Here is a 24479-nt window from a genome sequence, read left to right on the forward strand (position 1 = left end):
TCATCTGAAAACTTATCTCAATGATAATTAGGGTATTGAGTTTGCGAATGCGCTTACCGTGCTCAGTTACCCTATTTGATTATGTCATTGCAAGCTAACCATAAATCCTAATCGGTTCGCGGAGTTATTTTTACAGCGCTTAAAATGCCATTCTTTACTTTGAATCTCTGATTAACAGTGTTGTACAAATAGAGAAGCAAGTTGAAGTGATTTTAATCTATCAATCTACAAATGCAAACAACTGAAGGGGAGTTTTATGTGAAGTCTAAAAAAGTCTGGGGAATTGTCATTCAGTGTGATGACTTAAAGTTATTTGGAATTTTGAAAGCTGATATATAAAAATCTAAAAAACGTTTCATACGAATAAAACTGTGTAGTTGAGGGCAGGGAACATATCCTTCAACTACACACTAAAACTAAACTAAAATGTCATTTCTTTTACATCGTTACTCACAACGAGTTTTCCAGCTGTTTTCTGTTTAACTTCATCAACCGAAACCCCTGGAGCGAGCTCTAATAAATGAAAAGCACCGTCTTTCACTTCAACCACAGCTAAATCAGTAATAATTTTATTAATACAGTTCACTCCAGTCAGCGGCAATGTGCAGCTTTCCAACAGTTTTGAGTTACCGTATTTATCTGCGTGGGTCATAGTGACGATGATGTTTTTCGCTCCCGCTACAAGATCCATTGCTCCCCCCATGCCTTTTATTAGCTTGCCAGGGATCATCCAAGAAGCAATGTTGCCACTGGTATCTACCTCAAATGCACCTAATACCGTAAAATCTACATGACCGCCTCTGATCATCGCAAAACTTTCAGCTGAATTGAAAATGGATGCTCCAGTAATTGCGGTTACAGTTTCTTTGCCTGCATTGATCATGTCGGCATCTAATTGCTCTTCAGTTGGATTTGGCCCCATTCCTAATAGACCATTCTCAGATTGCAACATTACAGCAATATCTTCAGGCACATAGTTGGCTGCAAGTGTTGGAATACCAATACCAAGATTCACGTAATCTCCGTCTTGAAATTCTTGAGCGACGCGCATAGCTATTTGATCTCGAGATAAAGCCATTAGATTTCTCCTTGGGTTTTAGCAACTACACGGCGTTCAATTCGTTTTTCGAATTTGCCTTGGATTACTCTGTTTACGTAAATACCGGGAGTATGAATTTGGCTGGGTGGAATTGCTCCGGGTGGAACGATTTCTTCCACTTCAACAACCGTAATCTTTCCCGCTGTTGCTGCCATAGGGTTAAAATTCTGAGCTGTATGACGATAGATGCAATTACCAAAAATATCAGCCTTCCAGGCTTTGACGATGGCAAAGTCGCCGGTGATAGATTCTTCTAAAATATAAGGACGCCCATTAAACTCTTTGACTTCTTTGCCTTCACCTACGGGAGTGCCGTAGCCGGTAGCAGTATAAAATGCAGGGATTCCAGCTCCGCCGGCACGCATCTTTTCAGCTAACGTCCCTTGTGGAGTCAATTCTACTTCTAACTCTCCGTCTAATAATTGCTTTTCAAATAGGGCGTTTTCTCCAACATAAGAGGAAACCATTTTTCTAATCTGTTTGTCTTCAAGCAACAATCCAAGACCAAAACCGTCTACTCCACAGTTGTTGGAAACAACAGTTAAGTCTTTGGTTCCCATCGCTTTTATTTGTGCGATTAGCCCTTCGGGTATACCACACAAACCAAATCCGCCAGCAATCACGGTCATACCGTCTTTTAAGCCGGCTAATGCGTCTTCATAGCTGGTAACAACTTTATTAAATCCGCTCATAAAAGCCTCTTTTTTACATAAATTTAACTTAGTATTAATCCAACTTGAACTAAAGTAAAATTGATTTAATATGCATATTAATAAATTAAATTTATCAATTGGTGTAAATCATGTTGTCTTATAAACAACTCCAGTGTTTTATAACATTAGCCCAATCTAGCACTTTTGCAGAAGCCGCAGAAAAAGTGCACCTTTCGCAACCTGCTTTATCAACCTCGATTAAAAAATTAGAAACATTTTTAGGGGGTGCGTTGTTTTCACGAACAACACGTAAAGTGCAATTAAGTCATGAAGGTCGCGAGTTTGTGCCTATGGCTAAGCGCTTAATGCATGATTGGGAAACGGCCATTGCAGATATGCAAGACCTCTTTGCTATGCAGCGGGGGCGACTAACTATTGCCGCGATGCCGTCTTTTGCAAGTAGCATTTTACCTGGGGTTTTGAAGTCATTTCACCAAAAGTGGAAAGATATTAATCTGACAATACGTGATGTAGTAATGGAAGATGTGATTGATTCGGTGCGAGAAGGTCGCGCCGAAATTGGATTTACCTTTGAAAATGAACAATTGGATGGTTTAGATTTTTATCCTTTGATGAATAACAAATTTGTCGCCGTTGTCGCCTCGAATCATCCTCTTTCAAGTTGTGCAGATGTGACTTGGCAGCAGTTGTGTGAATATCCGTTTGTTGTGTTGAACAGGGGATCATCTGTGCGTAAGTGGATTGAAACCTTTGCCCAACACAATGGAATCGATTTACATATTGTGGCTGAAGCGAATCAACTGGCGACTTTAGGCGAATGTGTTAAACAAGATCTTGGGGTATCAGTAGTGCCGGGAATTTGTCAGCAGCAATTTAGCCACAACGAACTTGTCTGTTTACCCATTGCAGGAGAAAACTTAGTGCGCCGAATCGGCATGGTTAAAGCGTCAAGAAAGTCCCTGTCGGTGCCTGCTGAAACGTTGTGGCAACTGCTGGTTGAAAAATAATAAAAGGGGATTTACCACTTTTTCTTGGGGGCGAACAATTCGTCCAATTCGTCTCGTTCTTCTTCTTGCTTTTTCTGTCTATCTTTTGCATTGGCGTTGCGCAGATTGTCTTGAATAACTTTTAATCGTTCTTCAAGGGAAGCTTTGCGCTCAATATTGTATTGATCAGGCTGATTTTGTGCTTCCAGAGCGGCAATGGCTTTTTCAAAATACTGACGAGCAGATCCCAACATATTCGATTGCAAGGCCGAGTTTCCTCGTTTCGCTAAAGTTTCAACATTTACTTTAATTTGTAGAGCCGAAAGTTGTCGATCTTCTAACGTGTATAACTGAGTATCTACCTTTCCTTTGGCATGTTCTGAGCGCAATAAGGAACGAAACTTTTTAACCGCTTGAATATACTGAATCACCATTTTATCGCTATCGGGTAACACGAAGTTTTCGTGTGACGGAGGAGGTGTGTCCATATCAACCATTTTTAAGCGATCTTGGGATTGTTTAATCCGTTGCTTTAATTCAGGCATGGTTGGATTTAATTCATAAATAACTTTCAAGGCGTTAAGAATACGGTTTTGCAGCACGGCAACTAAGCGTTGCGATACTGGGATAGTATCCACCGTCATTAAAATATCTTCAGTCTCATCAATTACCGATTTTTGTTTGGCAATCTCAGTCCGTTTTTCAGCCTCAACTTTTTCTTTGTGCTGTTGCAATGCGTTCACCACAATTGCAACCACAACTAATGAAACAATTAATATTATTATGATAGGAAAAATCATTTAGCCTTTAAATCCTGTAACAACTGACTTTTTGAATGATAAAACCGGATGTTAAGGCAACTTAAGTGTAAATACACTGCCGCCTAAATTTCCGCCATTAGATAACGCTATTTCGCCTTTTTTATCACCTCGACGGTGAGCAGAAGCTATCAATCTGGCAAAAAACAATCCTAAACCTGTTCGCCCATTACTTATTTTAAAATCCTGCATTTTGAGTTCATTGTTGGCTAACATTTTACAAGGATAACCTTCACCATCGTCTTCGACTTTGATGTATAACCAATCATCCTGTTCATAAGCCGAAACTCGCAATTTCTTACTGCCGTATCGTATAGCATTGACCAAAATGTCATTTAACAAAAGAGTAATTAAATCTTGGTCTAAATAACGCACTAGTCCCGGAGTTTGTTCGATTTCCAGCGTCATATTTCTATGTCCCAGGTAGTGCTCATGGGTAATAAAAATATTTTCTAATAAATCGTCAATAAAACACTCATCTTCATTTATCGGCAGATTTTCCATTTCCGCCCTATATAAAGACAAAAGTTGTACTAAACCCGTATTTAAGCGTGAAGATTCATAGTGAGCTGTCGATAAAAATTGCTGAGCTGAGTGATTATCTGCTGTGATGGTTTTATTAAGACCATCAATAGATTGTTGTAAAAGATTTAGTGAGCTTTTCATATCGTGCACTGCCGCAGCCAGTACCGTCGAAAAGTCAATCAATTGTTGCTCTTTTGCTGTCACTGTAATACTCGTTGAACTGGGCTACAAAAAATTAAGTATCCCTGAACTAGGGGATATTTACCAAAATTTTTGCATTACTGGAATAAAAAAGCAGATTTTTATTAAAATTTTATGGAATTAATGTAACCTACAGTATATATATTTTGAATATATGCATATGTACTTAAAGGCACTTGGTTAATAAAAATGAAATTACAGCAACTAAGATATATTGTTGAAGTCTTAAACAACAATCTGAATGTTTCGGCTACGGCAGAAAATTTATACACCTCGCAACCGGGGATAAGCAAACAAGTTCGCATGTTAGAAGATGAACTCGGCGTCCAGATTTTCGGACGTAGTGGTAAACATCTAACTCATGTCACCGATGCTGGCCAAGATGTGATCAATATTTCACGTGAAATCTTGGCGAAAGTAGAAAGCATAAAAGCGGTAGCGAGAGAGCACACTTTGCCGGATCAAGGTAAACTGAATATCGCTACTACTCATACTCAAGCACGTTATGCGTTGCCTGATGTGATAAAAGGCTTTATGGGTAAATACAAAAAAGTGTCACTGCATATGCATCAAGGTACACCTTCACAAATAAGTGACTTGGCAGCAAAAGGTGAGGCTGACTTTGCCATAGCTACAGAAGCACTGCATTTGTACAATGATTTAGTGATGTTGCCGTGTTACCACTGGAATCGCAGTATTATTGTCAATCGTGATCATCCATTAGCTAAGAAGACAACGATCACCATTCAAGACATTGCTGAGTATTCTTTAGTGACTTATGTTTTTGGATTTACTGGCCGTTCTGAATTAGACCAAGCCTTTGACCGTGCTGGATTAGAGCCGAAGATTGTCTTTACCGCTACGGATGCCGATGTAATTAAAACCTACGTAAGGCTTGGAGTCGGGGTTGGTGTAATTGCCTCTATGGCAGTCGATGACAAATTAGATAGTGATTTGGTTAAAATAGACGCCAGCCACTTATTCGAATATAGCACAACCAAAATTGGTTTCAGAAAAGGCTCTTTCTTACGTAGCTATATGTATGAATTTATCGAACGTTTTGCGCCGCATCTAACCAAAGATGTTGTTGAACGTGCGATGATGCAAAAGAATAACGATGAAGTAGAGAAAATGTTTAAAGGACTAACTTTACCCGTTAAGTAAACGGGTAAAGCATTACAAGCTAGAAAATTACTTCAGCATTCTATAATATTTACTGCTAAACCGCCTCGTGCGGTTTCTTTGTATTTGGACTTCATGTCATTACCAGTGTCCCACATGGTTTTAATCACTTTGTCTAACGATACTTTGTGTTGACCAGTGCCTCTTAGGGCCAGCCTTGACGCATTTATTGCTTTGATGGCTCCCATCGCATTGCGCTCAATACAAGGTACTTGTACTAAGCCGCCAACAGGATCACAGGTAAGCCCTAAATTATGCTCCATACCAATTTCAGCTGCATTTTCAACCGCATCCACTGAGCCACCAATTATTTCCGTCAACGCTCCTGCAGCCATTGAGCAGGCAACACCGACTTCTCCTTGGCATCCAACTTCAGCTCCTGATATGGACGCGTTCTTCTTATATAAAATGCCGATAGCAGCAGCGGTGAGTAAATAACGAGCCGCCGTGGGTTTTTCTACTTTCCTAACAAACTTGTCAAAATAACATAAAACCGCAGGAATAATGCCAGCAGCACCATTGGTCGGAGCGGTTACAACTCTTCCTCCGGCCGCGTTTTCTTCATTAACAGCCAACGCAAATAGGTTAACCCAATCCATTGCTTGCATCGGATCCGCCGTTTGTTCTGTCTCTAAACGACGATAAAGGGCTGGAGCTCGACGAGTCACTTTCAAGCCTCCTGGCAGAATACCTTCTGTTTGAATTCCGTTGTGCACAGACTCCAACATAACCTGCCAAATATTCCAGAGCTTATCAATGACTTCCGATTTCGGCTGCACTGTCGACTCGTTTTCTAACATTAATGCGCTTATCGATAGGCCGTTATCTTTACATTGTTTAATCAATTCCAAAGAACTTGCGAACGGGTAAGGTAAAGGTTTTTGTTCTTTTTCAAGGGACATGTTTTTAACTGATTGAAAGTCTTCTTGTTTTACAATGAACCCGCCACCAATAGAATAATAAGTCTGACTTAGTACTAGTTGTTTATTTTGATAGGCATGAATGGTCATGCCATTTGAATGCAAGGGTAAGGTTTTACGACGATGAAAAACAATTGCGCCTTCACGGGGAAATTTAACTTTGTGAGTAGCGTTCAAATTTATTTGTTGTGAGCTCGCAATTTCGGACAGCCAATCCTCCACCTTAGATACGTCGACGGTTTCCGGATCAAACCCCATTAATCCTAAAATAACCGCTTTTCCAGTACCATGACCTTTACCGGTTTGTCCGAGAGAGCCGAATAATTCCACACAGACTTGATCAACGTTGGTTAATAAATTGTCTGAAGATAGTTGCTGACAGAAGGCATTTGCTGCACGCATGGGGCCCACAGTGTGTGAACTCGATGGACCGATACCAATGCTAAACATGTCAAAAACGCTGATCATTGCTGTATTTTCCTAGTTAATATGAATGTCATATTACTATGCTGATAGTTACTCTGGAGGGCAAGTGTTTACAGGCAACTTTTAACCGAGAATTGTTAATGAGGGCGTAAACAAAACTTATACAGCTTGCTAAATGTGCTAGTAGTCGATGTGATTTGACAGCAGTCTCACAAATGAAGCTGTAGCGCCCCAAATGGTCTTGTCTTGCCAAGTTATGAAATAAATAGGGTGTTTAGCATTGTTACGTTTAACCCAATGAATAAGATGATTTTGTTTATCCATAAGGTGCAACAACGGTACTTCAAACACGTTGTCTACTTCGTTTCGGTCTAAAACAAGGTCGAACTCAGGCTCAACAAAGCTCAAAAAGGGCGTCACTTCAAAACGACTAACGGTGCGAAATTTGGGAAGGCTGCCAATCAAAGTGATTTTATCGGACGTCAGTCCTATCTCTTCTTGCGTTTCTCGCAGCGCTGTATGTGCTAAATTAATATCGCTGTCTTCTAGCTTTCCGCCGGGAAAGCTAACTTGTCCAGGGTGGTTCTTTAAGTGCATCGCGCGCTGCGTAAATAATACGGTTAACTGATCAGCCCGTTCAATAATCGGGATCAGCACAGCAGCGGGTTTACCGGCTTTCAGTAAGGGAAAATCCGCTTCAGGTTTGACTTGTCTAATATGTTGAAATCGACGAATAAACTCTTCTTTGTTCACTGGTCGTTGTCCAAAATAGGTAAAATTTTCGACACTTTATCTAAACTTTCCTGATATTCATCTTGAGGATTTGAATCTAGTACAATTCCACCGCCTGCCCAACAATATATCTGTGAATCTTCACATAATAAAGTGCGAATACAGATACTTGTATCCATATCACCGTTTCTATCTATATAACCAATGCTACCACAATAGATATTGCGTCTATCTGGCTCTAATTCATCAATGATTTCCATTGCCCGGATTTTCGGGGCTCCGGTAATCGAACCACCTGGAAACGCACCTTCTAATAAACTCAAGCTATCATTATCTGCTTTTAGAGTGCCAGTTACGGTACTGACTAAATGGTGCACCGCTTCGAAGGTTTCGATGGCGAAAAGTTCAGGTACTTGAATAGAATGATCTTCACAGGTTTTACTCAAATCATTTCGCAATAGGTCTACTATCATTAAATTCTCGGCACGATCTTTGGCGGAGTTTCTTAATTCTTCGATATTGTGTAGATCTGTTTTCAACTCCGTTGCCCGAGGCCGAGTGCCCTTGATGGGTTGGCTTTCGACCTGATTGTCTTTCACTTTTAAAAATCGTTCAGGAGAAATACTTAAAACTGTGCGGTTTAAAAGTTGAATGTAAGCAGAAAAAGGAGCTTGATTGGATTTTCTTAATTTTAAATATGCTTGCCAAGTAGAGCCGCTAAATCGGGCACTAAAACGTTGTGCTAAATTGACCTGATAACAATCACCCGCGCGCAAGTAATCCAGAATCCTTTGCAGCTTAGTCACATATTCGGCCTTCGACATATTTGCTTCCCAGCGTGTTTCCAACTTATATTTTTGCTGGGTTTCAGGATGGGCTGGGGTGTTGAGCAGATTTTCTATTTCACTTTTACTAGGCGCTGGTAAGCCGGGAATATCTGCCAGATAAAAAAGCCCAGTTTGATTATCTTTTATAACACTCCAACCGTACACACCCACGGCCATATCAGAATTACTGTAGCTATTTTTCGCTAAGCTAGGCAAAGATTCATAACATCGGCCTAAATCATAGCCGAAAAAGCCCACAGCACCACTGGTGAAAGGTAAGCTTATTGGCGTTTCAGTCTCTATCGGTAGCGCTTTGGGGAGTGTGGATTTTAGCAAAGTACGCAAAATGTGAATTGGCTGACCTTCAATTTTCAGTACTTTTTGAATAGCAGAATACCCATTTTCTTGGTCATAAAAGTATTCTATTTCACACAAGTGCTGTTTGGCGGTAATCGCCGCTATAGGGTTGGCAACAAAAATATCAAAGCGGGCATTTTTGTGTGTGCTATTCGATGAATCCAGCAAAATCGACCATTTAGATTGGCAGAAATGCGCAAACAATTCCGTTATGTCTGTAGAAGGAGGAATAGCAAGTGTTTGAATACGAGAGCTTTTACAAGCGCTATGCTGCATGGAAATTTTACCAACAAATTTAAATTATACGCGTTTAGCGATGGAGCAATTGTTTCCAAGAGGGTATCATATTGGCGGATATTTAAGACACAAAAAACTTCCCTACAATTGATTTAGAGGCACCTATGGCACTCATTCGTCAACAAGATTTAATTGATAGCATTGAAGATGCATTACAATTTATTTCCTATTACCACCCAATAGACTACGTAAAAGCAGTTGAAGCTGCTTATAACAGAGAAAAAAGTCAGGCCGCAAAAGACGCCATGGCTCAGATACTGATTAACTCTCGTATGTCTGCAGAAGGAAAACGTCCACTTTGCCAAGATACAGGTATTGTCACCTGTTTTGTTAAAGTTGGAATGGGAGTGCAGTGGGATAAAACAGACATGACTGTACAGCAAATGGTAGATGAAGGTACGCGTCGTGCTTATCTTAATCCTGATAATCCACTTAGAGCTTCTATTGTATCTGACCCCGCAGGTGCTCGTAAAAATACCAAAGATAATACACCCGCTGTAGTGCACATCGATATGGTGCCAGGTGAAGGTATTGAAGTGATGATAGCGGCCAAAGGCGGCGGCTCTGAAAACAAATCGAAAATGGTTATGCTCAATCCAAGCGATGATATCGCTGACTGGGTGGTTAAAACTCTCCCAACTATGGGAGCTGGTTGGTGTCCACCTGGAATGTTAGGAATAGGTATTGGTGGTACTGCTGAAAAGGCTGCTGTCTTAGCCAAAGAAAGCCTGATGGATCCCGTGGATATTCAAGAATTGATGGAGCGGGGCGCGCAAACCACAGAAGAAAAACTGCGTTTGGATATTTTCAAAAAGGTTAACGATCTTGGTATTGGTGCACAGGGCTTAGGTGGATTGACCACAGTGGTGGACATCAAAATCAAGTCAGTACCTACCCACGCCGCATCAAAACCTGTTGCCATGATCCCCAATTGTGCAGCTACTCGTCACGCTCATTTTTATCTAGACGGAAGCGGCCCTGCGGAGTTGACTCCACCTAAATTAGAAGACTGGCCAGATATTACTTGGGAAGTGGGTGAAAATACTCGCCGAGTAAATCTGGATACTGTCACTAAAGAAGATATTTTGGACTGGAAAGTCGGTGAAACCGTGTTACTTTCAGGCAAAATGTTAACAGGCCGTGACGCGGCTCATAAGCGTATTCAAACTATGATGGATAACGGTGAAGGTTTACCTGAAGGGGTAGATCTAACTAATCGCTTTATTTATTACGTTGGCCCTGTTGATGCTGTGGGCGATGAAGCTGTTGGTCCTGCAGGACCAACAACCGCCACCCGTATGGATAAATTTACCGACATGATGCTGGAAAAAACCGGTTTAATGGGGATGATAGGTAAAGCCGAACGAGGACCTGCTACTGTTGATAGTATTGCTAAACACAAAGCTGTCTATTTAATGGCAGTGGGCGGCGCGGCCTATTTGGTATCAAAAGCGATCAAAAAATCCCGTGTTGTTGCTTTCGAAGACTTAGGAATGGAAGCAATTTACGAATTTGATGTTGAAGATATGCCAGTAACCGTTGCCGTGGATAGTACCGGAGCTAATGCTCACGAGACTGGTCCTGCAATTTGGAAAGTGAAAATAGAAGATTTAAACAAGAAGTTAGAATCCTCTAAATAAAAGCTACAAAAGTGCATCCTGTCTAGGATGCACTTAATCTACCTTGTCAAAAACTTCGTCATTTAAGCCAGTCATTTAGAGTTAGAATCCATTAATATGAATTTAGATTTAGATCAAAATACCATTTTACTGTTAATCAGTGCCGCTTTTTTAGGGTTATTGTTAGGGGCATTGATAACCAATGTTATTAATCGTCAAAAGCATTTAGCTGAAAAGAAGCAAGAGCAACTGCAACAGGATCAAAATCGACAACAACTAGAAAATCAAATACTGCAACAGCATGACGAATTAGAAAAAATGCAGTTAAGAATTGATGAGGCCCACCAACAACAACTTGTGGCACAACGAAAATTTGGTGAGCTCGAACAAAAAAACCTGCAAATAGAACAATTAACTATACAGCTTGCTACTTGGCAGGAAAATGCCCAAAAAGCCAACGACAAGTCAAATAAGTACTATTCACAACTAGAGTCTCAAGCGGCTAGCTTTGCTCAAGAACGTATAGCCTTAGAAGACAAACTAGATTTACTTGCCAGTGCTGAAAAGCGTTTGCAGGAACAATTTGAAAATTTGGCGAATAAAATATTTGAACAAAAACAAGAGAAGTTTACACAATCAAGTAAAGCCGGATTGGACGCTCTTTTAACGCCACTGAAAGAGCAAATCGAAGGTTTTAAAAAGCAAGTTTCCGATCAGTATGTAAAAGAAGGGCAAGAGCGAGCTTCCCTTAAAACTGAGATTTTAGGACTCAAAGAACTCAATCAACAAATTACCCAAGAAGCAGCAGCTTTGACCAAGGCCTTGAAGGGCGATAATAAACAACAGGGTAATTGGGGAGAGGTTGTTCTAGAGCGCATTTTGACTGAATCTGGTTTACGTGAGGGACACGAGTTCGATACCCAAGTTAGCCTCAAAAATGAGTCGGGAAAACTGTATCAGCCAGACGTAGTGGTGCACTTACCCAACGACAAAGACATTGTTGTCGATTCTAAAGTGTCCCTTGCAGATTATGAACGCTATTTTAATTGTCAAGATGATGAGGTTGCCCGTAAACAATTTTTGCAAGCTCATACTAATTCTATTCGTAATCATATTAAGGAGCTGGGGAAAAAGGATTATCAAGATTTAAAAGGCATTCGCACACTCGATTATGTGTTGATGTTTATCCCCATAGAGTCTGCATTTTTAGTGGCCATCGACCAAGCGCCAGAGCTGGTAAAACTGGCACTGGATAATAATATTATGTTAGTTAGCCCAACTAATTTATTGGTGGCACTGCGCACTATAAATAACATTTGGCAATACGAATACCAAAACCAAAATGCACAAAAAATCGCAACTCAAGCTGGTAAGCTTTACGACAAGTTTCATGGCTTTGTGGACGATATTGAAAAAATTAGTAAGTCTGTAGAGACTGTGCAAAAACACGTTGATGCAGCAACCAATAAGTTAGTCTCTGGTAAAGGCAACCTTGTTCGCCAAATCGAACAGTTCCGTCATCTTGGAGTACAAACCAATAAACGCCTCAATCAAGCATTAGTAGAACAGGCAGAAGACGATTTAGACGAAACCTAAATGTTGCAACAAAGCACTTTAGCGATAGGTTTACAGCTGGAATTTACGCTCAATCCAGAGTAGCGAAATCACAATAATGAATAACCACCAAAATGGCAATTTTGATAATGTTTTTGCATGTTGTTGTGGGACATTAATTTAGCTACTGTCTGCGAAAATAAATAATCCTAAACCACTATTTACTGTGTTACTCAAGGCACTTTGCTGAGAGTCTGATCACGAAAGCAATGCCTGCCAATCTAGCTGAAATAATGACACTTGGTATATGCTTGGAGGGCGAGTATTAACACTATCACGAGAATTTAATTAGACTGAGTTAACCGCAAGATTTTATGAATATTAAAAATAGATAGGGCTGATTTACAGCCCGCAAATTAATTTTAAAATTTTGTTGGGATCAGAATGTTACTACGTTCGAAGGGTTAGTCTTCTACCTTTACTGCCCACATATCGTGCTCGTCTGCGTGAATAATTTGGCCCCAAATTAGATCGCCAGGATTGACGTCAAATTCATCTGTTAAATAAACTTGCCCATCTATTTCTGGAGCATCGGCGAAACAGCGACCTACAGCTCCTTCACTTGTCACTTCATCAATCAGAATTTGGTATTCCAGACCTATTTTTTGTTGTAGTTTTTCAGCGCTAATTTGCGACTGAAGCGCCATGAAGCGTTCAAAACGCTCCTGTTTAACTGTTTCGGAAACTGGATCAGGCAAATCGTTAGCCTTGGCACCTTCTACGTCGGAGTATTTGAAACAACCAACTCTATCTAGCTGAGCTTCGGTTAAGAAGTCTAAAAGTTGTTGAAATTCTTCTTCTGTTTCACCTGGAAAACCGACAATAAAGGTTGAGCGTATAATTAATTGTGGACATATAGCACGCCAAGCTTTGATCCGTTCGAGGGTTTTTTCGGCAGCCGCAGGACGCTTCATCAGCTTTAAAATTCGCGGCGTCGCATGTTGAAAAGGAATATCTAAATAAGGCAGTATTTTGCCTTCAGCCATAAGCGGGATCACTTTATCAACAGAAGGATAGGGGTATACATAGTGCAATCGTACCCAAATTCCCATTTCAGCTAATTTTTTGCATAACCCCAACATGTCGGTTTTTACCGGCATACCATCCCAGAACCCTGTTTGATACTTAACGTCAACGCCGTAAGCGCTGGTATCTTGGGAGATAACCAATAACTCTTTTACACCTGCATTTTTTAAGCGTGTGGCTTCATCTAACACTTCTCCCACAGGACGACTGACTAAGTCACCGCGCATGGATGGGATGATGCAAAAGGTGCATCTGTGATTACAGCCCTCGGATATTTTCAAATAGGCATAATGTTTTGGCGTTAATTTAATCCCATGATCTGGCACTAATTGCATGAAAGGGTCGTGTTGGGGTTTTGGCAGATGCGCATGCACCTGTTCCACCACACTTTCGTATGCATGGGGACCGGTAATAGCCAAAACATTAGGATGCACTTCGCGAATTTCGTCTTCTTTGACGCCTAAACAACCGGTAACAATGACCTTACCATTTTCAGCTAATGCTTCACCGATGGTATCTAATGACTCTTGTACAGCTGAATCGATAAAACCACAGGTATTTACAATCACTAATTCAGCGTCATTGTAGGTTGGTACAACGTCGTAACCTTCGGTGCGTAATTGCGTCAAGATACGTTCTGAGTCAACTAAATTTTTGGGGCAGCCCAGGCTAACAAACCCTATCTTCGTTCCCGAAGTCACTTTATTTACGGTATTTGATTCCAAGACTTTCACTGGTGTTTCTAGGGTAGTGGTTTGCTTGGGGTTAACAATTTCTACGGTCATCTTGTGCCTTGTGCTATAGCTGGTATTGCTTAAACGTTTCGGTTTAAGACTAATAAATGGTGGATTAACTCATGTTTAGCTGACTAAACGTCGTCTCGACGAGTCGGTACTTTAATACGCGGGATTATACAGGAATGTCATTGGTCGTGATAGTGATAGCGTTCAATCATCGCTATAAGCTTTAGGCCAGTATATGTGCCTAAGTGTTTAGGTTTGCTAATAACCATTTTCGTTTCAATTTTGTATTTCTGTTTGGCTGGTTTTTTCTTACTAATTCATTCTGTCTTGTGCTTAAAACTAGAAAGACTTAAACTCGCGTTATTGATTTCATACACCTGAACATTCAGGGTTGAATGTAATAAGAATAATTGAATCATGCTAAATTGCTTTTCCCTTAAAGAGTGCGGGTTGGACGTTATCTTGATTATAAAATCCGTGTGCTTTTATTTCTTCATGTTTGGCCTGCTTAATTCCGCTGTCGTTTTCGCTGATCAAAATAAACAAGTCGCTGATTTTATTTTTTCCTCAAAAGTCAATACATATGATTGTCCTGAAGACGATGCAAATATTTCTATTGGTGAGCACTTAAACCTTCCTGAAATAAACGACACACAACGTTTTCAATTAACCGTTATGAAGACTCATTGGCAAATTTGTGTTGGCAAACATGAGGAAGCCAAACAAGCGTTAATCGAACTGATTAATAATGCCGATGTGAATGAAGAAATGGATTATTACGCATCCGCTACTTATCAGTTGGGCTTTATCTATGATGTCCAAGAAAACTTGGAGAGATGCGAACTTTACGAACGCGCGGAGCAACTTTCCAAAAATAAATTTAAGGACATTCATTTAAGCGCGCAATTAGGCTTGATTACGGTCTGTCATGCTGACATGGATGAAGGTGTAAAGCTGGGTAAAATGTATGCCTTATTAGAAACCTATGCTGTAAAGAATGATCAGGCGGCGTTAGCGCATATTCACAATAATATCGGGCTATTATATGCCTCACTCGGACAACAAATTTTAGCCGCTGAACAGTTTCAAAAGTCTTATGAATTGGGGTTAAGCACGTACACCAGTTCCAATTTGTTGGCCACTCTCATGAGTGTGATCTCTTCACAAATGGCGAGCGGGAATTTTGAAAAAGCCGAACAAGCAATCCAAGAGTTTAAGAGAGTAAATATCTCTGTGGATACCGCGCTTTCTAACGTATGGTTGCACTTTGCTGAGGCCGGATATCATTATAGAACTAATAATATTGAGCAGTTACGTTATAGTTTGGCGAAGTGGAAAATCTACCTAGACTCAATTAACAGCTCAACATTTAACAGCTTATTTCGTTGGTATAGTGCTGTGGTGTGTTATGAAGATGAAGATATCAATTGCTTAAAACAGTTTTTAGAAGATGAAAAAAACACCAGCGATGGCTATAAAATATTCATCAATAGAAACAAAGATTACTTAAAATTTATTGTGCAAATACAGTTGTTTTTAGGTGATGTTGAAAACGCGCAAAAAGCCTTTGAAGCATTTTCAGATGTGATGATTAATAAGACTATTGAGCAGCAAGAATCAGGCAAAATATTGGGTGTGGCTAATTTACACAGTCAAATACAAAGTTTGGAGTCCAGTCTACAAGAATCGAGAAACGAACGTATTCAAACAATCGTCATAGTCGTCTGTGTGCTTTTGATCGTGGTCATCGCAATTGTGTTTTGGTTACGTCGCAGATACCTCAATAGTTTGTCCTTTGATTCGGTTACCAATTTATTAAATAGTAAAGCTGCGCTGGCAAAAATTCGTCGTGTACCTGAACCTTCGCCTGGCCGCGCTAATGCTTTAGCGTTATTTGATTTAGGTAACTTCCGAGATGTAAATCGTCAAATAGGTGCGACAAATAGTGAATTGGCGTTACAACAAATTTCGTCAACCCTTAGTCAGGTAACTCGCGATAGAGATATTTTAGGTCGGTTTGCACCTGAACAATTTATTGTGTGTTTAACTGACATAGAGGAAGATTCAGCCAAATCATTTTTTGAACGTATGAGATACGCTTTGGAAAGCACAATTTTAGGTGATCAACAAGGTCAGCAAGTGAGTATACGTTCAAGTATGAGTATATATATATCTAGCGGCACCTTCGATGATTTAGATGAAGTGCTTGATGACATGCTTCTGTCATTGGGTATTCAAACTGAGAATGAATAAAGGGTTGTTGCATTTGGCTGCGATGCCTGTGTCTAGCATTAAAGATAGGTAACATGTCGAAATTATTATTACCCTTGAGTCAATACGATGAAGCTGGACGCATTAGACCTCCACGGTTCTTTTGGTGGTGCTGTTTATTTCTTGCCAAAAGCTACGTGATTTTTATTTTGTCTCTAAGTAATTTCCGCGATGCTGATGGCTTATTAGAAATATTTTACCCGCAAAAGAATGAACTGTTTATTGGTTTCGGAATTGGTGGTGGCGCGCTGCTCGCGATAATTATTGTGGCTTATAGAGAAAAGTGGTGGGACACAAAATGGCAATTTATCAGACGACTAATTAAACCTTGTTTGATTCTAACCGTGACTTTGGATTTGCTCCATCAAATACAAATTTCTTTGAGCCAACATTGGCAATTTTCTTGGGCGGTAGCGACCTTGTTTTTATTTGATTTAGTGGTGTTATATTGGATTTTCAAAAGTCGTCATTTACGTTACATGATTGCAGATTGGGCCGATAACCAGCCCGTATCTTCTTAAACTGACTTTCTTTATTATTTTATTGTACGCTATTTCCTACGGCTTGTTGAAAGTAGTCTTGCACACTGATTTGGCTGTCATTGACCAATCTTTGATAACAGATGCCGGCAAATGCATAAGACTTACCTGAATATTCCATAACCACGTAAGGGGCATCTTTGTCAGATTCATCATAGCGCCAATTTCCACCCACAAGCTGTTTAAATATTTCACCTATATATGCACCGTAAATATTAGATATTGTGAATACAGCATCATTTTCCAATGCTTGATCTTTGTATTTTTCAATCCAAGCTAAAATCACATCGTCCACTAAAGCGATACTTTCAACTGTGCCATCCAAAACCAGTTTAAATTCATCCAATGTTGTATCAATCGCGTTTTGGGCACTGTCTGCCATTAATTGATTGAGTTCGTCTTGGGTCATACGCATGAAGTATCCTTAATTATTATTCGTGTCGCTAAACTAATACCTTGATTGTGGCGACATAATTGCCTTTTGTCTAATTTTCCAATCCAATTAAGCATCGGTTATCTAGATATCGGCAACATGCCTAATTTCTTTTCTTTAATAGTAATGAATTCCAACATTTATCAAGGTGAAATGTGGTTGTGTTGATCTCAAAATGATTAGATGGCGTATCTTTGATATGAAATATGCCTTTATATTGCCAACAACCGCTTTATTCGCGTTAGGTTTAATCGCTAGCCTAGTGCACTTTGATATTATTCCGGCGGGAATTACCATTCTTGAAAATCTAAAATCAGCTTTTGGAGAGTACTTTTACACCCTCATTTTCTTCATTATTTTAGCTGAATCAATTGTCTATGTGGGGTTCTATTTTCCAGGTCAATTTTTCGCGGTGGTGTTGGTTATTTTATCCAAGCCTAATTTAGAGGATATTCTATATTTGACCATAGCAATGGTTTTAGCCGCAACATTGGGCTCTTTTCTTAACTACCAATTAGGCCGCTTAAATAGTAAGTCAAGTTCGTCTGATTCCGCGACTAATTTACGTTCATTATTACTGGCCATGGTACATATTAATTCACTGGCATTTTTTATGTTTAATCAAGGCGCTAACAAACGACCGTCAAAAGTGGTTTGGTTAGCGGGATTGCTTAATTTACCCTATTACTTAATATTGATAACCTCAACTGCACTATTAAGCGAAGAAATAATGCAGGTCGCGGAGAGCACCTGGTTAATGGTGTCGATTGTATTAATTTGGTTGTTCGTGGCTATTATTTTAGATATTAAAAAAGCCCGAGTGAGCAACCGGCTAACATGAGCAGTTTAGCTTGATAAAAACTTATTAATTGCTCGTGATGCAGCAAAAAAACCAAAACATGCGGTCACTGAAACGGATGCCCCAAAGCCGCTATTACAATCCAGTCTTGCGCTATTTTGAGTCTCAGATTTTTGGCAAGACACACTGCCATCACCTTGAGGGTAGCGCAGTTGTTCGGTGGAATAGACACACTCTACGGCAAATCGACGTTTGGGATTTTGACTGAAATTGTGAAAGCGCCTTAACTGATTGCGAAGTTTCGCCGCAAGGGGGTCTTGAATGGTTTTTGACAAGTCTGCGATGGTGATTTTGGTTGGGTCGATTTGACCGCCAGCCCCTCCGGTGCTAATTATCTTAATTTTATTTCGTTTACAATGGGCTATCAAAGCGGCTTTTGCAGGCACGCTGTCAATTGCATCAATGACATAATCAAATCTATTGTTCATATATTCATTTAAGTTGTCTGGGGTGACAAAATCTTCAATGCAATTTACATTACAATCAGGGTTAATTTGCTTTATTCGTGCAGCCATTACTTCCACTTTCGCTTCGCCAACGGTGTCGGTTAGGGCATGAATTTGGCGATTAGTGTTAGTGGTACAAATATCATCTAGGTCGATTAAGGTGATATTACCTACTGCTGTGCGGGCTAAAGCCTCAGCTGCCCAAGTTCCCACACCACCAATGCCAACCACACAAAAATGAGCGTCTTTTAGACGCTGTGTTTCGGTTAAACCATAAAGTCTTTCAGTGCCGCCAAAGCGAGATTTTTGTTCCTGCATAGATGAAATTTGTTCGCGATATTTCGATTGCCGCGCAGTATAACAAGTACTATCAATATTGCTAATTTATGACACTGTTTAGAAGTTAAAAAAATGAAAGGCAAAAGTTAATATTGTGCTTGTAATTGGCTTTAAATGGACGATTTACAGTTAATAGACATTCAGTTGTTGATTACTAAGCGCAGCTTTTATAGCATGCGTTTAACTATGTTTGTGGAACGGGTGATTTCTAGAATTAGGCGAGCTTCAAAGTATCCAATATTAGCGAGTTGCTAATCTAGACATCATTAAAATATAAAAAAGGAAAAATACATGAAACCAGTTGTACTCGCCGGCGGATCTGGAAGTAGATTGTGGCCAAAATCTCGAGCTGCATTACCAAAGCAGTTTTTGGCATTAACCGATGAAAACACCATGCTGCAAAATACGATTAGCCGACTCGATGGTTTGCAAGTAGAGCCTGCTATTTACATTTGTAATGAAGCCCATCGTTTCTTAGTTGCTGAACAGTTACGTCAACAAGGTAGGAAACATGGTGGTATTTTACTTGAACCTGTTGGCCGAAATACCGCGCCTGCTATTGCTTTAGCTGCGTTGCAAGCATGTAGCGAAGGTCAAGATCCGGTTTTATTAGTGTTGGCTGCAGACCATTTAATTAAAGACAATAAAGCCTTCCACAAAGCGATACAACATGCCAATGCATTGGCTGAACAGGGTAAACTAGTCACCTTTGGTATTGTTCCAGACAGTGCACACACTGGTTACGGTTATATTCGCAGAGGCGAGCAATTAAACCATTCTGAAACCGGATTTGCGGTTTCTCAATTCGTAGAAAAACCAGATATGGAAACCGCTAAAAAGTACGTTTCTAATGGTGATTACTATTGGAACAGCGGAATGTTTATGTTCAAAGCAAGTCGTTACTTGCAGGAACTGGAAAAATTCGCACCTGAGATGCTTAAAGTATGTAAAGACGCGATTTCATCTGAATCTAAAGATTTGGACTTCGTTAGAGTCGATGCTGACATTTTCGCTACCTGTCCAGATGATTCGGTGGATTACGCGGTAATGGAAAAAACTGACGATGCCGCTATGGTTCCACTTGATGCAGGTTGGAATGATGTTGGCAGTTGGTCGTCGTTGTGGGAAACCTCAGATACAAAAGACTCCCAAGGCAATGTTTGTGTGGGCGATGTGATGCTAACCAATACGAATAATAGTTACATTAATTCAGAGCAGCGTTTAATTGCAGTGGTTGGTTTGGACGATGTGGTAGTTGTAGAAACTAAAGATGCAATTTTGGTAGCCAACAAAAATAAAGTTCAAGACATTAAAACCGTGGTTAACGAACTTAAAGCACAGCATCGACCTGAGTTTGAATTTCATCGTGAAGTATTCAGACCTTGGGGAAGTTATGACTCCATAGATAATGGTGGCCGTTTCCAAGTGAAACGAATTACCGTTAATCCTGGTGAAAAATTGTCAGTTCAAATGCATCATCACCGCGCGGAACATTGGATTGTAGTTTCAGGTACCGCAAAAGTGACTAATGGCGAAGAAACCTTCTTAGTTACTGAAAATGAATCGACATATATTCCAATTGGTATTGTTCATGCGTTAGAAAATCCAGGCAAAGTGCCTCTTGAGCTTATTGAAGTGCAATCAGGTAGTTATTTAGGTGAAGATGATATTGTTCGCTTTTCCGATAGATATGGTCGTACTGCTAAGTAAATAAGGATTTATCAAGATGCAAATTAGTTGTTTTAAAGCGTACGATATTCGCGGCAAGTTGTTGCAACAGTTGGACGAAAATGTTGCCTATCGTATTGGTCGAGCTTATGCCGAATACCTAAAAGCTAAAGACGTGGTGGTTGGTGGAGATGTTCGTCATACCTCTGCGCCATTAAAGTTAGCACTTAGCGCCGGTTTAGTTGATGGCGGGGCAAACGTTATTGACCTTGGGATGACAGGGACCGAAGAAATTTACTTCGCCACTAAACATTTAAAAGTGGATGGCGGAATCGAAGTTACCGCCAGTCATAACCCCATTGATTATAATGGTATGAAATTAGTCAAAAGCGAATCTCGTCCAATCAGCGGTGATACTGGCTTATTTGCAATAAAAGATATTGCAGAACAATATGAGCAGGCCATTGTCGATGAGCGTTTAAACTTTTTTTCGGATAAGCGCTGTAGCGACGACGCATTTTTAAAGGGGCAGGGTAGTGTTTCAACAGAAAAGCTTGCCACTTCAGGAAAGTATTCTCAACGTACCTGTTTACCCGCTTATGTTGAACATATGTTGTCTTACGTTGATTTGAAAAACTTTAAGCCTTTAAAACTAGTTGTAAATGCGGGTAACGGTGCGGCAGGAAAAGCGTTAGATGCCATTGAACAACAACTCAAAGAGCTAAATGTTGCCATTGAATTTATCAAAGTTCATCATCAACCAGATGGTGACTTTCCAAATGGTATACCAAATCCATTATTACCAGAAAGCCGAGCGGATACTGCCGATGCCGTCATCGCCCACAAAGCTGACATGGGTATCGCTTGGGATGGCGACTTTGACCGTTGCTTCTTGTTTGATGAAAAAGGTGACTTTGTTGAAGGTTATTACATTGTAGGTTTGTTAGCTAAAGCATTTTTAGATAAAAATGCAGACAGTAAAATCATCTATGATCCGCGTGTTTATTGGAATACCGAAGATATTGTTAAAGCAGCTGGCGGGACCCCGATAAAGAGTAAAACGGGTCATGCGTTCATTAAAGAAAGAATGCGAAAAGAAGATGCTGTTTATGGCGGTGAGATGAGTGCGCATCATTATTTTCGAGACTTTGCATATTGCGATTCAGGTATGATCCCATGGTTACTCGTTGCTGAGTTAATCTGCACAAGCTCTCAACCTTTATCTGAATTAGTTAAACAGCGAATAGCTGCTTTTCCTTCTTCGGGTGAAATTAATAGCTTGCTTGAAGACGCTGATGCTGCTTTACAAAGAGTTATCGCAAAATATCAGCCTCTGGCTGAGGTTATTGACGATACCGATGGTGTTGGCTTGGAATTTGGCAACTGGCGATTTAATTTGCGTAAATCGAATACAGAGCCGGTTATTCGCCTAAATGTTGAATCCTCAGGTGATATTGCCTTGATGGAGCAAAAAACAGCGGAATTATTGGAGCTCATTCGAGCTTAAAACCTCTTATTTTTGATAATATAAACAACAAAAATAGCCCATTAGGGCTATTTTTTTATGTTCAAAATTGTTTTGGGATTTTGAATTTTAATTATTGAGACGTTTGCTGAATTAACCAAATCATCATTAAATGGCTACCAACGGTAATCGAGGTCAAGCGTATTCTTAAGGATCGATACCATACGGCCAAGGTGGAAAGTTTAAATTCGTAGAAAATAACCACAGTAAAAGCACAGGCTAAAGCAATCAGGGCTATCTTTGGAGGTAACCAAATAACACTTAACCAGGCTAAAATTGACGGCAACATGGCAATATACAACAAGCTAATAGAACGTTCGTTATTAATTCCGTCAAACCATAACACCCCACCTAAAAACGACAGTATTATAGCGGAGTATTGAATGAAGAAACCGACCCCTTCAAAGTAAGAAACGGTTTCCCATAGAATGAAAAAAGGCAACATGATAAATGGAATTAGGCCTGCGTACCCTAATATTTTGGCGTGGTATTTAAGCATTTTTTATCACTTATACTCGTTTTATTCGATGTTTACGTAAATTTAACTTAGCTAGTTCAATCGTTTTTCAAAAAACAATCGATTATTTAAACTGTCAATCATTAAACATTTAGGCAACATTGTGTAAATTTATAGTTAATGCCTGTTTAGTTGTTTATTGATTGTTCAGTTTACAAAAAAATAGCGCCAAAAAAGGCGCTATTTTTGAACATAACTAAAAGTTATTTTTTAATTGGGGTGTATTTTCTTAAGTTCTCACCAGTATAAAGCTGACGAGGACGCCCAATTTTTTGTCCAGGTTGACTAAGCATTTCATGCCAATGAGAAACCCAACCAACAGTTCTTGCTAATGCGAATATACAAGTAAACATGTTAGTAGGAATGCCAATTGCTTTAAGAATGATACCTGAATAAAAATCCACATTCGGGAAAAGTTTCTTCTCTGCGAAATAGGGGTCGCTCAAGGCGATTTTTTCAAGTTCCATAGCTACATTTAGCAAAGGATCATCGATATTCATTTCTTCTAGCACTTCGTGACAGCTTTCACGCATAACAGTTGCACGAGGATCGTGGTTTTTATAAACACGGTGCCCGAATCCCATTAGTCTGAAAGGGTCATTCTTGTCTTTAGCGCGGTCGATAAACTCTGGAATACGGTCAACACTGCCTATTTCTTGCAGCATGTTTAAGCAAGCTTCATTAGCTCCACCGTGAGCTGGTCCCCATAAAGATGCAACACCAGCTGCGATACACGCATATGGGTTAGCACCTGAAGAACCTGCAAGTCTTACTGTAGAAGTCGATGCATTTTGCTCGTGGTCAGCATGCAGCGTAAAGATACGATCCATAGCTTTAGCAACAGCAGGGCTGATTTTGTAATCTTCAGCTGGTACAGAAAACATCATGTTTAAGAAGTTTTCTGCATAACTTAGATCATTTCGAGGATAAACAAAGGGTTGACCAACATTATATTTGTAACACATGGCTACTAAAGTAGGCATTTTAGCGATTAAGCGATATGCACTACGAAGACGTTGTTCAGGATCTGAAATATCTAAATCATCATGATAGAAGCTAGAAAGTGCGCCTACTGTTCCACATAACATGGCCATAGGATGCGCGTCTCTGCGGAAACCTCTAAAGAAATTTGTTAATTGATCGTGAACCAATGTGTGACGTGTAATAGTGTTTTTGAAATCAGCATATTCTTCTGAAGTTGGCGTTTTGTCGTGTAACAACATATAACAAACTTCAATATAATCAGCGTCTCTGGCAAGCTCTTCGATTGAATAACCTCTATGAAGCAATACGCCTTTAGCTCCATCAATAAACGTGATGGATGATTCGCAAGAACCAGTAGCCATAAAACCAGGGTCAAAAGTGAAGTAACCGCTAGAGCCTAAAGCTCGAACATCTATTACGTCGTTCCCAGCAGTTCCCGAAAGTACCGGAAGTTCTACCTCTTTGTCGCCTACCTTTAAAATGGCTTTAGTTTCTGCCATAAGATGTTCTCCTTAGACTAAGTTCTTAAACTGTTATAAATATCTTAAATAATAACAGCCATGAAAAAAAGTGTGCTATTTGTACTTAGAAAGTTGCTGCAAGTCAATTTTAATACATGAATGTTTAATATTTATTCTCATAATGTATTCAGAATACCTATTAATATCGAAAACTTTGAATAAACAGTTTTTTTATCTAGAACAAAAATTGTAATTAAGCTCAACGCTGGATATACTTTGTGCCACTAAATGAAAAAAAACGCTTAGTTGTTAAAGGTTTAATAGTTAATTAACAAAGTGTTAACAGTTGAACTTGTTCAACTCAGTTTTCGTTTATGCACTATACAATAAA

The 24479-nt window shown here is 39.8% G+C and carries 21 protein-coding genes; 9 read left to right on the forward strand and 12 right to left on the reverse strand.

Features of this window, described 5'->3' with window-relative positions; translation table 11 throughout:
- Positions 1–421 precede the first annotated feature (421 nt).
- Together VUI23_RS09550 and VUI23_RS09555 are read right to left on the reverse strand one after the other, a co-directional pair.
- Entirely contained in the window at positions 422–1078 is a 657-nt protein-coding gene (locus tag VUI23_RS09550) for a CoA transferase subunit B (RefSeq protein WP_216046408.1), read from the reverse strand.
- Positions 1078–1791: a CoA transferase subunit A gene (locus tag VUI23_RS09555; RefSeq protein WP_216046409.1), complete on the reverse strand. Its 714-nt coding sequence runs from the start codon at positions 1789–1791 to the stop codon at positions 1078–1080. The genes VUI23_RS09550 and VUI23_RS09555 overlap by 1 nt, the downstream gene beginning before the upstream one ends.
- Positions 1792–1901: 110 nt before the next feature.
- On the opposite strand from VUI23_RS09555, the gene VUI23_RS09560 reads away from it, so the two are divergent.
- The gene (locus VUI23_RS09560; protein ID WP_342808041.1) at positions 1902–2780 is read left to right on the forward strand and encodes a LysR family transcriptional regulator; all 879 of its coding nucleotides are present in this window, start codon (positions 1902–1904) and stop codon (positions 2778–2780) included.
- An 11-nt stretch (positions 2781–2791) separates the two neighbouring features.
- On the opposite strand, the gene VUI23_RS09565 is transcribed toward VUI23_RS09560, so the two are convergent.
- Together VUI23_RS09565 and VUI23_RS09570 are read right to left on the reverse strand one after the other, a co-directional pair.
- Positions 2792–3559 (reverse strand): hypothetical protein, encoded by a 768-nt coding sequence (locus VUI23_RS09565; protein ID WP_216046410.1) that lies wholly within the window; start codon positions 3557–3559, stop codon positions 2792–2794.
- Positions 3560–3610: 51 nt separating this feature from the next.
- Complete coding sequence (locus tag VUI23_RS09570; RefSeq protein WP_303501002.1) at positions 3611–4306, reverse strand: HAMP domain-containing sensor histidine kinase; 696 nt, start codon at positions 4304–4306, stop codon at positions 3611–3613.
- Positions 4307–4492: 186 nt separating this feature from the next.
- On the opposite strand from VUI23_RS09570, the gene cysB reads away from it, so the two are divergent.
- Positions 4493–5467, forward strand: coding sequence for an HTH-type transcriptional regulator CysB (gene cysB, locus VUI23_RS09575; protein WP_216046411.1), 975 nt, complete (start codon positions 4493–4495; stop codon positions 5465–5467).
- A 32-nt stretch (positions 5468–5499) separates the two neighbouring features.
- Here cysB and VUI23_RS09580 read toward each other — a convergent pair whose 3' ends face one another.
- The 3 genes from VUI23_RS09580 to pabB form a co-directional block, all read right to left on the reverse strand.
- Entirely contained in the window at positions 5500–6873 is a 1374-nt protein-coding gene (locus VUI23_RS09580) for an L-serine ammonia-lyase (RefSeq protein WP_216046412.1), read from the reverse strand.
- Positions 6874–7011: 138 nt separating this feature from the next.
- Positions 7012–7584 carry a CoA pyrophosphatase gene (locus tag VUI23_RS09585; RefSeq protein ID WP_216046413.1) on the reverse strand — a complete coding sequence of 191 codons (573 nt, stop codon included), beginning with the start codon at positions 7582–7584 and terminating at the stop codon, positions 7012–7014.
- Positions 7581–9023, reverse strand: a complete 1443-nt coding sequence (gene pabB, locus VUI23_RS09590; protein ID WP_342808043.1) for an aminodeoxychorismate synthase component I — start codon at positions 9021–9023, stop codon at positions 7581–7583. Before pabB ends, VUI23_RS09585 begins: the two co-directional genes overlap by 4 nt.
- 125 nt (positions 9024–9148) lie before the next feature.
- Here pabB and VUI23_RS09595 point away from each other — a divergent pair, with 125 nt between their 5' ends.
- On the forward strand, positions 9149–10684 hold the full coding sequence (locus VUI23_RS09595) for a fumarate hydratase (protein ID WP_303501006.1): 1536 nt from the start codon (positions 9149–9151) through the stop codon (positions 10682–10684).
- Positions 10685–10780: 96 nt separating this feature from the next.
- Complete coding sequence (gene rmuC / locus VUI23_RS09600; RefSeq protein ID WP_342808046.1) at positions 10781–12259, forward strand: DNA recombination protein RmuC; 1479 nt, start codon at positions 10781–10783, stop codon at positions 12257–12259.
- Between the two features lie 422 nt (positions 12260–12681).
- Here the strand turns inward: rmuC and rimO are convergent, their stop codons facing one another.
- Positions 12682–14088 (reverse strand): 30S ribosomal protein S12 methylthiotransferase RimO, encoded by a 1407-nt coding sequence (gene rimO, locus VUI23_RS09605; protein WP_342808048.1) that lies wholly within the window; start codon positions 14086–14088, stop codon positions 12682–12684.
- A gap of 420 nt (positions 14089–14508) precedes the next feature.
- Between rimO and VUI23_RS09610 the strand changes: the two genes are divergently transcribed.
- Positions 14509–16299, forward strand: a complete 1791-nt coding sequence (locus tag VUI23_RS09610) for a GGDEF domain-containing protein (RefSeq protein ID WP_342808050.1) — start codon at positions 14509–14511, stop codon at positions 16297–16299.
- Between the two features lie 53 nt (positions 16300–16352).
- Complete coding sequence (locus VUI23_RS09615; protein WP_342808052.1) at positions 16353–16838, forward strand: DUF2919 domain-containing protein; 486 nt, start codon at positions 16353–16355, stop codon at positions 16836–16838.
- Positions 16839–16857: 19 nt separating this feature from the next.
- On the opposite strand, the gene VUI23_RS09620 is transcribed toward VUI23_RS09615, so the two are convergent.
- A complete protein-coding gene (locus VUI23_RS09620; protein WP_216046420.1) occupies positions 16858–17271 on the reverse strand; it encodes a hypothetical protein in 414 nt (137 codons plus the stop codon).
- 217 nt (positions 17272–17488) lie between these two features.
- Here VUI23_RS09620 and VUI23_RS09625 point away from each other — a divergent pair, with 217 nt between their 5' ends.
- Entirely contained in the window at positions 17489–18130 is a 642-nt protein-coding gene (locus VUI23_RS09625; RefSeq protein ID WP_342808054.1) for a hypothetical protein, read from the forward strand.
- A 5-nt stretch (positions 18131–18135) separates the two neighbouring features.
- Here the strand turns inward: VUI23_RS09625 and tcdA are convergent, their stop codons facing one another.
- A complete protein-coding gene (gene tcdA, locus VUI23_RS09630; RefSeq protein ID WP_342808056.1) occupies positions 18136–18912 on the reverse strand; it encodes a tRNA cyclic N6-threonylcarbamoyladenosine(37) synthase TcdA in 777 nt (258 codons plus the stop codon).
- A gap of 312 nt (positions 18913–19224) precedes the next feature.
- Between tcdA and VUI23_RS09635 the strand changes: the two genes are divergently transcribed.
- Positions 19225–20643 (forward strand): mannose-1-phosphate guanylyltransferase/mannose-6-phosphate isomerase, encoded by a 1419-nt coding sequence (locus VUI23_RS09635; RefSeq protein WP_342808058.1) that lies wholly within the window; start codon positions 19225–19227, stop codon positions 20641–20643.
- A 16-nt stretch (positions 20644–20659) separates the two neighbouring features.
- Positions 20660–22108 (forward strand): phosphomannomutase CpsG, encoded by a 1449-nt coding sequence (locus VUI23_RS09640; protein ID WP_216046424.1) that lies wholly within the window; start codon positions 20660–20662, stop codon positions 22106–22108.
- A 91-nt stretch (positions 22109–22199) separates the two neighbouring features.
- Here VUI23_RS09640 and VUI23_RS09645 read toward each other — a convergent pair whose 3' ends face one another.
- Together VUI23_RS09645 and gltA are read right to left on the reverse strand one after the other, a co-directional pair.
- Complete coding sequence (locus tag VUI23_RS09645) at positions 22200–22625, reverse strand: DUF3429 domain-containing protein (protein ID WP_216046425.1); 426 nt, start codon at positions 22623–22625, stop codon at positions 22200–22202.
- 221 nt (positions 22626–22846) lie between these two features.
- Positions 22847–24127: a citrate synthase gene (gltA, locus tag VUI23_RS09650; protein WP_216046426.1), complete on the reverse strand. Its 1281-nt coding sequence runs from the start codon at positions 24125–24127 to the stop codon at positions 22847–22849.
- Positions 24128–24479: the final 352 nt, after the last annotated feature.

This window comes from Alteromonas sp. M12 (genome assembly GCF_037478005.1).
GTDB classification, from domain to species: domain Bacteria; phylum Pseudomonadota; class Gammaproteobacteria; order Enterobacterales; family Alteromonadaceae; genus Aliiglaciecola; species Aliiglaciecola lipolytica_A.

Excerpts from the sequence above, each read along its gene's own strand:
- VUI23_RS09550 (WP_216046408.1), bottom strand. The coding sequence starts at position 1,078 with ATGGCTTTATCTCGAGATCAAATAGCTATGCGCGTCGCTCAAGAATTT.
- VUI23_RS09625 (WP_342808054.1), top strand. The coding sequence starts at position 17,489 with ATGAAATATGCCTTTATATTGCCAACAACCGCTTTATTCGCGTTAGGT.
- VUI23_RS09555 (WP_216046409.1), bottom strand. The coding sequence starts at position 1,791 with ATGAGCGGATTTAATAAAGTTGTTACCAGCTATGAAGACGCATTAGCC.
- VUI23_RS09615 (WP_342808052.1), top strand. The coding sequence starts at position 16,353 with ATGTCGAAATTATTATTACCCTTGAGTCAATACGATGAAGCTGGACGC.
- rimO (WP_342808048.1), bottom strand. The coding sequence starts at position 14,088 with ATGACCGTAGAAATTGTTAACCCCAAGCAAACCACTACCCTAGAAACA.
- gltA (WP_216046426.1), bottom strand. The coding sequence starts at position 24,127 with ATGGCAGAAACTAAAGCCATTTTAAAGGTAGGCGACAAAGAGGTAGAA.
- VUI23_RS09560 (WP_342808041.1), top strand. The coding sequence starts at position 1,902 with ATGTTGTCTTATAAACAACTCCAGTGTTTTATAACATTAGCCCAATCT.
- VUI23_RS09620 (WP_216046420.1), bottom strand. The coding sequence starts at position 17,271 with ATGCGTATGACCCAAGACGAACTCAATCAATTAATGGCAGACAGTGCC.
- VUI23_RS09565 (WP_216046410.1), bottom strand. The coding sequence starts at position 3,559 with ATGATTTTTCCTATCATAATAATATTAATTGTTTCATTAGTTGTGGTT.
- VUI23_RS09645 (WP_216046425.1), bottom strand. The coding sequence starts at position 22,625 with ATGCTTAAATACCACGCCAAAATATTAGGGTACGCAGGCCTAATTCCA.
- rmuC (WP_342808046.1), top strand. The coding sequence starts at position 10,781 with ATGAATTTAGATTTAGATCAAAATACCATTTTACTGTTAATCAGTGCC.
- VUI23_RS09635 (WP_342808058.1), top strand. The coding sequence starts at position 19,225 with ATGAAACCAGTTGTACTCGCCGGCGGATCTGGAAGTAGATTGTGGCCA.
- tcdA (WP_342808056.1), bottom strand. The coding sequence starts at position 18,912 with ATGCAGGAACAAAAATCTCGCTTTGGCGGCACTGAAAGACTTTATGGT.
- VUI23_RS09580 (WP_216046412.1), bottom strand. The coding sequence starts at position 6,873 with ATGATCAGCGTTTTTGACATGTTTAGCATTGGTATCGGTCCATCGAGT.
- VUI23_RS09595 (WP_303501006.1), top strand. The coding sequence starts at position 9,149 with ATGGCACTCATTCGTCAACAAGATTTAATTGATAGCATTGAAGATGCA.
- VUI23_RS09640 (WP_216046424.1), top strand. The coding sequence starts at position 20,660 with ATGCAAATTAGTTGTTTTAAAGCGTACGATATTCGCGGCAAGTTGTTG.
- cysB (WP_216046411.1), top strand. The coding sequence starts at position 4,493 with ATGAAATTACAGCAACTAAGATATATTGTTGAAGTCTTAAACAACAAT.
- pabB (WP_342808043.1), bottom strand. The coding sequence starts at position 9,023 with ATGCAGCATAGCGCTTGTAAAAGCTCTCGTATTCAAACACTTGCTATT.